At 68.9% G+C, this 9202-nt stretch carries 8 protein-coding genes; 4 read left to right on the forward strand and 4 right to left on the reverse strand.

Features of this window, described 5'->3' with window-relative positions; translation table 11 throughout:
• Nucleotides 1-191 precede the first annotated feature (191 nt).
• Nucleotides 192-1604 (forward strand): FGGY family carbohydrate kinase, encoded by a 1413-nt coding sequence (locus QHF85_RS48975; RefSeq protein ID WP_281334450.1) that lies wholly within the window; start codon nt 192-194, stop codon nt 1602-1604.
• Nucleotides 1605-1654: 50 nt separating this feature from the next.
• On the opposite strand, the gene QHF85_RS48980 is transcribed toward QHF85_RS48975, so the two are convergent.
• Nucleotides 1655-2488 carry an inositol oxygenase family protein gene (locus QHF85_RS48980; protein ID WP_281334451.1) on the reverse strand — a complete coding sequence of 278 codons (834 nt, stop codon included), beginning with the start codon at nt 2486-2488 and terminating at the stop codon, nt 1655-1657.
• Between the two features lie 93 nt (nt 2489-2581).
• Between QHF85_RS48980 and QHF85_RS48985 the strand changes: the two genes are divergently transcribed.
• The 3 genes from QHF85_RS48985 to QHF85_RS48995 are packed head-to-tail and all read left to right on the forward strand — an operon-like array spanning nt 2582 to nt 5360.
• Nucleotides 2582-3577 (forward strand): sugar ABC transporter substrate-binding protein, encoded by a 996-nt coding sequence (locus tag QHF85_RS48985; RefSeq protein WP_281334452.1) that lies wholly within the window; start codon nt 2582-2584, stop codon nt 3575-3577.
• 2 nt (nt 3578-3579) lie between these two features.
• Nucleotides 3580-4569, forward strand: coding sequence for an ABC transporter permease (locus QHF85_RS48990; RefSeq protein WP_281334453.1), 990 nt, complete (start codon nt 3580-3582; stop codon nt 4567-4569).
• Nucleotides 4566-5360 carry an ATP-binding cassette domain-containing protein gene (locus QHF85_RS48995; protein WP_281334454.1) on the forward strand — a complete coding sequence of 265 codons (795 nt, stop codon included), beginning with the start codon at nt 4566-4568 and terminating at the stop codon, nt 5358-5360. Before QHF85_RS48990 ends, QHF85_RS48995 begins: the two co-directional genes overlap by 4 nt.
• On the opposite strand, the gene QHF85_RS49000 is transcribed toward QHF85_RS48995, so the two are convergent.
• The 3 genes from QHF85_RS49000 to uxaC are packed head-to-tail and all read right to left on the reverse strand — an operon-like array spanning nt 5355 to nt 8855.
• On the reverse strand, nt 5355-6596 hold the full coding sequence (locus QHF85_RS49000) for a lactate racemase domain-containing protein (RefSeq protein WP_281334455.1): 1242 nt from the start codon (nt 6594-6596) through the stop codon (nt 5355-5357). The genes QHF85_RS48995 and QHF85_RS49000 overlap by 6 nt on opposite strands.
• Nucleotide 6597: 1 nt before the next feature.
• On the reverse strand, nt 6598-7422 hold the full coding sequence (locus tag QHF85_RS49005) for an SDR family oxidoreductase (protein ID WP_281334456.1): 825 nt from the start codon (nt 7420-7422) through the stop codon (nt 6598-6600).
• Complete coding sequence (gene uxaC / locus QHF85_RS49010; protein WP_281334457.1) at nt 7419-8855, reverse strand: glucuronate isomerase; 1437 nt, start codon at nt 8853-8855, stop codon at nt 7419-7421. The genes QHF85_RS49005 and uxaC overlap by 4 nt, the downstream gene beginning before the upstream one ends.
• Nucleotides 8856-9202 lie beyond the last annotated feature (347 nt).

Consider the following 9202-nt stretch of genomic DNA (forward strand, 5'->3'; position numbering starts at 1 on the left):
CCCCCGGCTGTTCGATGAACTGCGCATCGCGCAGTTCATCGACCCCCAGTCCAGCGCGGGCGCTGGTCCGGGTCCCGGGGCGGACAGCCCCGGGTGGGGCCTGGGGCAACGCCCCAGCGAGGCGCCCCAAGAAGACACCATGCTCAGGCCCCCGGGATGCTTCGGCCCGCGATTCGGAGTAGGAACTCCCCATGGCGTACGTCCTCGTGATCGATGTCGGCAGCTCGTCGGTGCGCGCCGCCATTTGTGACGGGAGCGCGGGGATCGTCGCGGAGACGGCCGAAGTCCATGCCTTCACGGTGGCCGCGGACGGCACCTCGGAGGTGGACGCGCGCAGGTTGCGCGGCGCTGTCGAAGGGTGCGTCGATCGGCTCGTGGCGAGTGCGCCGCCGATCGACGCGGTCGCGCTGGCGACGTTCGTGGGCAATCTGCTCGGCGTGGATGCCGAGAATCAGCCTGTGACGGCTGTGTTCACGTATGCCGATACCCGCCCGGCTGCGGACGTCGAAGCATTACGAACCGAGGTCGACGTCGCCCGTCTGTACCAGGCGACGGGATGTCCGCTGCATCCCGCGTATCACCCCGCGCGCTTGCGCTGGTATGCGCGGAGCGGGCGGCTCGAGCCCGCGACGTGGCTCGATTTCGGCACGTACCTCTATCGCGCCTGGTTCGGCCGGGAGGTGCCGTGCAGCCATTCCGTGGCGGCCTGGAGTGGCCTCTTCGACCGCGCGTCCCGGCGCTGGTCGACCGAATGGCTGCGCATCCTCGGGCTCGCGCTGGAAGAGCTCCCGCCGCTCGCCGGAGCACGGCATGCCGAAAGGGGCCTTGCGCCTGCGTATGCCACGCGCTGGCCCGCGCTCCGCGACGCGCCGTTTTTCCTGGCCATCGGGGACGGCGCGGCGGCGCACGTCGGCAGCGGGGCGATTGCGCCGCGGAGCACTTCGTTGACCGTCGGGACGACCGCGGCCCTGCGGCAGATGCGTGTCGCCGAGGCCCCGCCGTGTCACGTGCCGCAAGGACTCTGGGCCTATGCCATCGACGAGACACGCGAGCTCCTCGGGGGCGCCACGAGCGAAGGGGGAAATGCCCACGCCTGGGCGCGCGCGAATCTGAAGCTCGAAGGCGAGCCGCTCGTGTTCGGCGCGCCGTTTGCGCATGGGCTCACCGTCTTGCCCATGTTCGCGGGAGAACGCAGCCCCGGGTATCGGCCGGACGCGACGGCCACCTTGCACGGGCTGCGCCTGTCGACGACGCCGCGCGATATCGTCCAGGCCTTGTACGAAGCCATTGCTTTGCGCCTGGCGCAGATCCTCGACGCGCTCGGCGGCAGCGACGCCCTCTTCGCGGGAGGCGGCGCGCTCTCCGCTTCTCCTGCCTGGGCCCAGATGTTCGCCGACGCCATGCAGACGCCCGTTCATCTCATGGGCGAGGAGGCGACGGTGCGCGGCGCCGCCATGCTGGCGCTCGCGGCGCGGGGCCTCGGAACCCTCGACGCGCTCTCGCCGTCTCCGTCCCGGATCTTCGAGCCACGGCCGGAGGTCGAAGGCGTCTACCGGGCCGCGAAGGAGCGGCAGATCGAGCTTTATCGGAAGCTGTATTCGTGAGCCGGGCGAACGGGCCGTCCTTTCGGGCGGCCCCTGCCCTCCGTTGAGGATTACCAGCGGAGCTCGGCCGGAAAATACTTCGCGATGAGGTCCTGGTAATAAGGGCGCAGCCGCGCCACGTCCGGCGGCGCGTCGGCTTTCGAGTAGAGATCGTACGGGTTGAACCGCCGCACCCACTCCATCATCCGCCGATCCTGCTCGTTCATCAGGTGCCCGTAGGCCCCCTCGCGGTGCGCGGCGTAGAACGAGTGATAACGGATCATGTACTGGGCCTCCATCGGGAGGTGATCCTTGACCACGTGGTAAAGGTATTCGTCATGCCCCCACGACATGTGGACCTTCGAGAGCCCCCCGCCCTCCTCGTACATGCCGCAGGGCGTCTGGTAGCGCGGGTTTTGCAGGTCCGGGTTTTTCGCGAAGAGCTCGGGGAAGACGATCCGATCCGAGAATGCGCAGCCCACGGGGAACGTGTCGCCCACGACGGCCCATTGCGGCTCGCCCCACAGGCAAAGCACCTTGCCCGCGTCGTGGATGAGCGCCGTCAGGACGAACCACGGCGGCTGATCGTCGCGCCGCGCCGCCTCCGCGGACTGGAGCGCGTGCGCGATCTGCGACTGCTCCGTGTCCGGATCGCTGTCGTCGACCAGCCGATCGAGCAGCTCGAGCACCTCCCACATGCCCGCCCGATGCCGATCCAGGCTCAGGTATTGCCGCTCCTTCTCCTCGACGAACGAGAGCGTCTGCTTCTCGTGGTTCAGCCGGTAGAGCTCCTTGACGCTGGGCCGCGCCTCGGCACGATAATCGCGGAACTCCGACGTTTCCTTCTTTCCCGCCGCGCCGGCCGCTCGTCTCCCATCCTGGATCTGCCCAAGGTGCTCGGTCACGCTCATTGTCCAGGGCAATAGCGCGAGGGTCCAGGCGGCGCTAGGATTCTCGAGAGGTCGCGGCGCAGGGGTCTCCGCGAGGAAATGGGGAACATGAAAAGAGAGCTCTCCGCCCGCCGCCGCGCGTCGTGGATGGTCCTCGCCTGCTTCATTGCCCTCTTCGCCGTCGCGTGCGGCAGGGGCGAGCGCGCGAGCGCGACCACACGCGATTCGAGCGCCGCGTCGCGCTTCGCGGTCGTCACGCACGGCCAGGCCTCCGATCCATTCTGGTCCGTGGTGAAGAACGGAATCGACCAGGCGGCGAAGGACATGGGCGTCAAGGTCACCTACCAGGCGCCCCAGACCTTCGACATGGTCGCGATGAGCCGCCTCATCGACGCCGAGGTCGCCCGTAAGCCGAACGGCCTCATCGTATCGGTCCCGGATCCCAGCGCCCTCGCGCGTTCGCTCGAGGCGGCCCGGGACGCCGGCATTCCCGTCATCACGATCAACGCCGGCGGCGACGAGGCGCGCAAGATGGGCGCCCTCCTGCATGTCGGCCAGAGCGAATACGACGCCGGCAAGGCAGGCGGCGAGCGCATGGCAAACGAGGGCGTGCGCCATGCGATCTGCGTCAATCACGAGGTCGGCAACGTCTCCCAGGACGAGCGTTGCCGCGGCTTCCTCGACGCGCTCGAAAAAGCGGGGGGCAAGGGCCGCGTGCTCGCGGTGAACGCCACGAGCCCCACCGACACGCAGCAAAAAATCATGGCCGCTCTGGCGCCCGACGTGGACGGGATCTTCACGCTGGGCCCGCCGGGCGTGCATGCGGCCCTCGCGGGCCTCCGGCAAGCGAATCGCCTCGGCACGATCAAGGTCGCGACGTTCGACCTCTCGCCCGACGTCCTCGCGGCGGTGCGGGACGGGCAGATTTCGTTCGCCATCGATCAGCAGCAATATTTGCAAGGGTATCTCTCCGTCGTCCTGCTCGAGCAATATACGCGGCACGGCATGCTCCCCGCGGCGGAGTCCATCCCCACGGGGCCCTCGTTCGTCACGCGGGAAAACGCGGCGGCGGTGATCGACGCGAGCAAGAAAGGGATTCGTTAGCCGTGTCCGCGCGCAAATGGCTCTACCGCCCCGAGCTCGGCGTCGTGGCCGCCGTGGTGGCCGCCTGGCTCTTCTTCGCCATCACGGCCGGTGATTCCGGGTTCTTGACGCTCTCCGGCACGGCGAGTTACCTCGCCATCGCCGCGGAGCTCGGCATCCTGGCCGCGCCCGTCGCGCTCTTGATGATCGCGGGCGAATTCGACCTCTCGATCGGCTCGACCCTGGCCGCGAGCGGGATGACCATGGCGCTCTGCACGACCGAGCTCGGCTGGCCCTTATGGGCGGGCATCGCGGCCGCCGCGGCGCTCTCGGCCTGCGTGGGCCTCGTCAATGGCCTCATCGTGACCCGCACGCGCTTGCCTTCGTTCATCGTCACGCTCGGCACGCTCTTCATCCTGGCCGGCGGCACGATTGGCACGACGCGCCTCATCACCGGACGAACCCAGGTCGGCGGCCTCGAGGACGCGGGCGGGTTCGGCGCGGCGCAGAAGCTCTTCGCCGGGCAGATCGGGCCGTTTTCGATCACCCTTCTCTGGTGGGTGGGCCTCACGGCGCTCGCCACGTGGGTCCTCGTGCGCACGCGGCCGGGCAACTGGATCTTTGCGGTCGGCGGCGCGCCGGACGCCGCGCGCCGATTGGGGATCCCGGTCGACCGCGTAAAAATCCTTCTTTTCATGACGACCGCGCTCGCGGCTTGCCTGGTCGCCACGTTTCAAACCGTGCAGTTTCGCGGCACGGACGTCCTGCGCGGCACGGGCAAGGAGCTCGAGGCCATTCTCGCCGCGGTCCTCGGCGGCACGTTGCTCACGGGCGGGCGTGGCTCCGTCTTCGGCGCGGCTTGCGGCGCATTGCTCTTCGGCATGGTGCAGCAGGGGATCGTATTTTCGGGCGTGGATTCGGACTGGTACAAGGTTTTTCTCGGCGCGGTGCTGATCCTGGCGGTGCTGCTCAACAGCTCCGTACAGATGCGGGCGGCGGAGGCGCGGCGATGAGCCACGAGACGAACGGAAAAGCACCGATCCTCGAAGCGGATCACGTCACCAAGCGGTTCGGCCGCATCACCGCGCTCGAGGACGTCTCGATGCGGGTGTACGCGAGCGAGATCCTGTGCGTCCTCGGCGACAACGGCGCGGGCAAATCGACGCTCATCAAGACGCTCTCGGGCGTCCATCCGCCGGACGAAGGGCGCTTGCTCGTGGACGGCGAGCCCGTCCGATTCTCCTCGCCGCGCGACGCGCTCGCCCGGGGCATTGCCACCGTCTATCAGGACCTCGCGATGGTCCCGATGCTCTCGGTCGTGCGCAATTTTTTCCTCGGCGCCGAGCCTACCCGGGGGGTTTGGCCTCTCCGGCGCCTCGATTTGCGCGAGGCGGAGGCCGTGGTGCGCGCCGAGCTAAAGCGGATGGGGGTCGAGCTCCGCGACATGTCGGTGCCGGTCTCGGCGCTCTCGGGCGGGCAACGCCAGGCGCTCGCGATCGCGCGGGCGATCCATTTCGGCGCGCGCGTGCTCGTGCTCGACGAGCCCACGTCCGCGCTCGGCGTGAAGCAGGCGGGCATCGTCCTGCGTTATGTGATGGAGGCGCGCACGCGCGGCTGCGGCGTCATTCTGATCACGCACAACCCGCACCACGCGCACATGGTCGGTGATCGATTCACCATTTTGAACCGGGGCCGCTGCGAGGGAACCTTTGCGAAGGCGGAGATCAGCCGCGACGAGCTGGTCCGGCGCATGGCGGGCGGCGAGGAGCTGGAGCAGCTCCAGCACGAGCTCCGCGCTTCATGACCGGTAGAGCACCTCGCCCGCGTTTCGCACGACCAGGATCCCCTCCTCTTCCCGCCCCTCCCACGCCGCGGGATCGATGTGCCTTGGATCGAAAAACCCCAGGTTGATCCGCCGGCAGCGCTCCTCCGGGATCGCCGTCGCGAGCGTCACCTGGATGCGCGGCCGTTCTCCCTGCGCGGCGTCGTAGCTGCCCGCGCCTTTCACGTGGGTGCTGTGCGCGAGGATGGACAGGGGGACGGTGCGGAAGCGGTCCCATTGCGCGAGGAAATAATCCCGCACGTGGTAGCCCACCCGATCGATGAGCGCGCCGTGGGTGAACGAGACTTCTCCGAGGTGCGGCGCGTAAATGACGACCTCGCCGCCGTCCTCGATCACGGGCTCGGTCTTGTACATCGCCTTGGCCGCGGTCCAGAGGTCGGCGTATTTCGTCGAAGGGAGCGAGAGCACGCGCTTGTAACGCCGTTTCGTGTGGACGATGTTGAGCTCGTTCGAGAGATCGGCCGCCGCGCTCCACGCCTCCTCGTGCGGGCCGACGTAGAGCCCGTGGAGATGCGCGCCGCGGAGCACGAGGGCCGCGCTGTGCACCGGCATCGGCACGAATTGCGCCGCACGGTGGATCACGCGCCGGACGAGCGTATCCTTGACGCCGATGGTCGACATGCTCGTCGAGAGCGCGCCGAGCCAGTGGGTCGTATCGATGATCTCGCGCCCCGCAATGCCAGGGAACAGATACTTGGCGCCCCCGGAGAAACCCACGACCTCGTGCGGGAACACCGGGCCGCAGATCAGGATCTGATCGTACTCGAAGATCCGGCGATTGATCCGCACCTCGGTCGCGACCGCGAGCAGCCCGCCGGTCAAGCGCGCCATCTCGTCCTCGCCGATCACGCCCAGCGTCGAGAGCGCGCCCGGGTCGTCCCACGCGTGATTGAAGATCGAGGTCCGCCCGTCGTCGCGACCCGGCGCATCCTTGCCGACGAGTTTTTCGATCGCGGCCGCATCCATGGGCGGATGCGTGCCGAGGGCGATCAGGTAATCGAGGCGCGCCACGCGTCCGGCGAGGAGCGCGTGGAGGAGCCGAAACAGGAGCGGGATCGGCGCCGTGCGGGTCGCGTCCGGGATGATGACGAGGAGCCGCTTGCCCGTGAGCGGGAGCGCGGCGAGCGCCTCGTCGAGGATGCAGTGGACGGCCTCGTCCGCGAGGGTTTGCCCAGAAGAACCCTGGCCGATCAGCATTTCATACCCCACTCTGGGCGGAGAACCCGCCGTCCACCGGCAAGACCACGCCCGTGACGAAGGCAGACGCCGGGCTCACCAGGAAGAGCAGCGCGCCCGCGAGATCCTCCGGCGCGCCCATCCGCGCCATGGGCGTGTGCGTGACGATCGCCCTGCCCCGCTCGGTGAGCGTGTTCGTGGCGGGATCGGTGAGCAAAAATCGGTTTTGTTCGGTCAAGAAAAACCCGGGCGCGAGCGCGTTGACGCGGATGTGAGGGCCGTAGATCTGGGCCATGTGCACCGCGAGCCAGCGCGTCAGGTTGACGACGGCGGCCTTCGCCGCGCCGTACGCGGCCACGCGCGTGAGCGGGCGCTCGGCGCTCATCGACGTGATGTTCACGATGCTGCCCCGTCCCCGCGCCGCCATGCCGCGCCCGAAGACCTGGCAGGGCCGGAGCGTGCCTTGCACGTTGAGATCGAAGACCGCGCCGAACCCCGCCGGATCCAGCTCGAACAGGCTGCGGTCCGGGCCGGTCGTGGCCTTCGGGTGATTGCCCCCCGCACCATTGACGAGGATGGTGACCGGCCCGAGCGTGGCCTCGATGTGCCGGGCCGCAGCGTCGAGCGCCGCGCCATCGAGCACGTCAGCCGGCACCGCGAGGGCCTCGCCGCCTTCCGCGCGGATCTGCGCCACCACGGCCTCGCACGGCTCGCGCCGCCGCCCCATCACGGCCACGAATGCGCCGGCCGCGGCGAGCGTGCGGCAAAACGTGGCGCCGAGAACGCCGCTGCCGCCCGTGACGACCGCCACCTCGCCGCGAATGTCGAACAGCGCCGCCGGATTCATGGCGAAACATCCTCCGCGCCGAGCCGATACGCGCGCTCGGCCAGACCCACCGCGCATTCGGTCGCGAGCTCCGCGGCCTCCTCCGCGTCGAGCCGCCCCGTCACCACGAGCCCGGCGAGCCAGTTGCAGCTCACCCTGCGCCAGACGTCGTGCCGCGCCGGGATCGAGCAAAATGCCCGCGTATCGTCGGTGAAACCCGCCGTGTTGTAGAGGCCTGCGGTCTCCGTGACCTGATCGAGGAAACGGACCATTCCATTCGGGCTATCGAAGAACCACCAGGGCGGGCCCAGGAGGACGGCCGGATAGTACCCGGCGAGCGGGGCGAGCTCGCGGCCATAGGTGCTCTCGTCGAGCGTGAAGACGAGGAGCCGGAAGCGCGGATCGTCGCCGTACGTTTCGAGCAGCGGCCGCAGGTTTCGCGTCCACTCCGTGGCCACGGGGATATCGGCGCCGCGATCGGGCCCGAAGCGCGCGAGGAGCGCGCCGTGGTGGCTCCGCAGGCTGCCGGCGTGGAGCTGCATGACGAGGCCATCCTCGACGCTCATGCGGGCCATTTCCATGAGCATGTGGGCGGAGAACCGAGCCGCGTCGTTTTCGTCCGCCTCGCCGCGGAGCGCGCGCGAAAAGACTCGCTCGGCCTCGGCGAGGCCGAGCCGCTCGGCGCGCGGCGTGACGGCGCCGTGGTCGGTGGCAGTGGCGCCGAGCGCCTTGAACGTGGCGCGGCGCTCTTCGAGAGCGTGGATGTAATCGGCGTAGGTCGTGATGTCGATGCCGGCGGCCGTGCCGAGCCTTTCAATGTGACCACGGAAGCCGGGCGTGCCGAGGTGGACGACGGCGTCGGGCCGGAAGGTCGGCCGAACGTCGAATCGGCCCTCGGACCGGAGGCGGCGGTGATGTTCGAGCGAATCGGCGGCGCCATCCGTGGTGCAAAGAATGCGAATCCTGAATTTTTCGTAGAGCGCGCGTGGCGAAAACTCCGGCCGTTCGAGGCGCTCGGCGAGGTGATCGTAGATGCGCTGGGCGCTTGTTCCGTCGAGGCGCTCGGTCACATCGAACACGGAAATGAGGACGTCGGACAACCAGAGCCCGCTCGGCGTGCCACGAAAGACGTGAAAGAGATCGGCGAAGCGCTGCCAGATGCGGCGGTGATCGCGCTCGTAGGGGCTTCCGTCGCGCGTCGGGATGCCGAGGTCTTCCATGGAAATGCCGCGGCTGTGGAGCAGGCGGCAGACGTAATGGTCGGGCAGGACGAACAGGTCGGCGGGCGAGCCGAAGCGAGCGGCAGGATCCGCGAGGAGCGAGGGATCCACGTGGCCGTGCGGGCTCACGATGGGCAGAGCACGCACGAGGTCGTAAAGCTCCCGGGCGGACGCTCGCTGCGAGGGCTCCGCAGAAAAGAGGCGGTCAGGATCGAGCGACCATCGGGTCGGCATCCCTCGCAGTATAAGGAATGGCAGGGCGAAGCCCAGCGACGGTCCCCGGCGATCGTCCAGGCGAGCACGGCGGGGGTTTGGCGGCTGAGCATTGGGAGGCGCCGCGCCGGGGCGCCGCCCCGGGCCCCGCGGGGGCTGTTCGCCCCTCGACCCGAACCAGGGCCAGCCCTGGACCTTTCGTGGAAGAACTGCGCTGCGCGCAGTTCTTCCAACAGGCCGGTGGTAGCGCGTTGCCCGTTGAACCAGCAGCGCTGCCGTCTTGCTTGGCAGGGTCGCTCGTGGTCTTGACCCCGGCTGTTCGATGAACTGCGCGGAGCGCAGTTCATCGACCCACAGTCCAGCGCGGG

Source organism: Polyangium sp. 6x1, assembly GCF_029946515.1.
Classification (GTDB): domain Bacteria; phylum Myxococcota_A; class Polyangia; order Polyangiales; family Polyangiaceae; genus Polyangium.

Bases quoted from the DNA above. Each gene is read 5' to 3' on its own strand.
- QHF85_RS48995 (WP_281334454.1), top strand. From the start codon at position 4,566: ATGAGCCACGAGACGAACGGAAAAGCACCGATCCTCGAAGCGGATCAC.
- QHF85_RS49000 (WP_281334455.1), bottom strand. From the start codon at position 6,596: ATGCTGATCGGCCAGGGTTCTTCTGGGCAAACCCTCGCGGACGAGGCC.
- QHF85_RS48975 (WP_281334450.1), top strand. From the start codon at position 192: ATGGCGTACGTCCTCGTGATCGATGTCGGCAGCTCGTCGGTGCGCGCC.
- QHF85_RS49005 (WP_281334456.1), bottom strand. From the start codon at position 7,422: ATGAATCCGGCGGCGCTGTTCGACATTCGCGGCGAGGTGGCGGTCGTC.
- uxaC (WP_281334457.1), bottom strand. From the start codon at position 8,855: ATGCCGACCCGATGGTCGCTCGATCCTGACCGCCTCTTTTCTGCGGAG.
- QHF85_RS48985 (WP_281334452.1), top strand. From the start codon at position 2,582: ATGAAAAGAGAGCTCTCCGCCCGCCGCCGCGCGTCGTGGATGGTCCTC.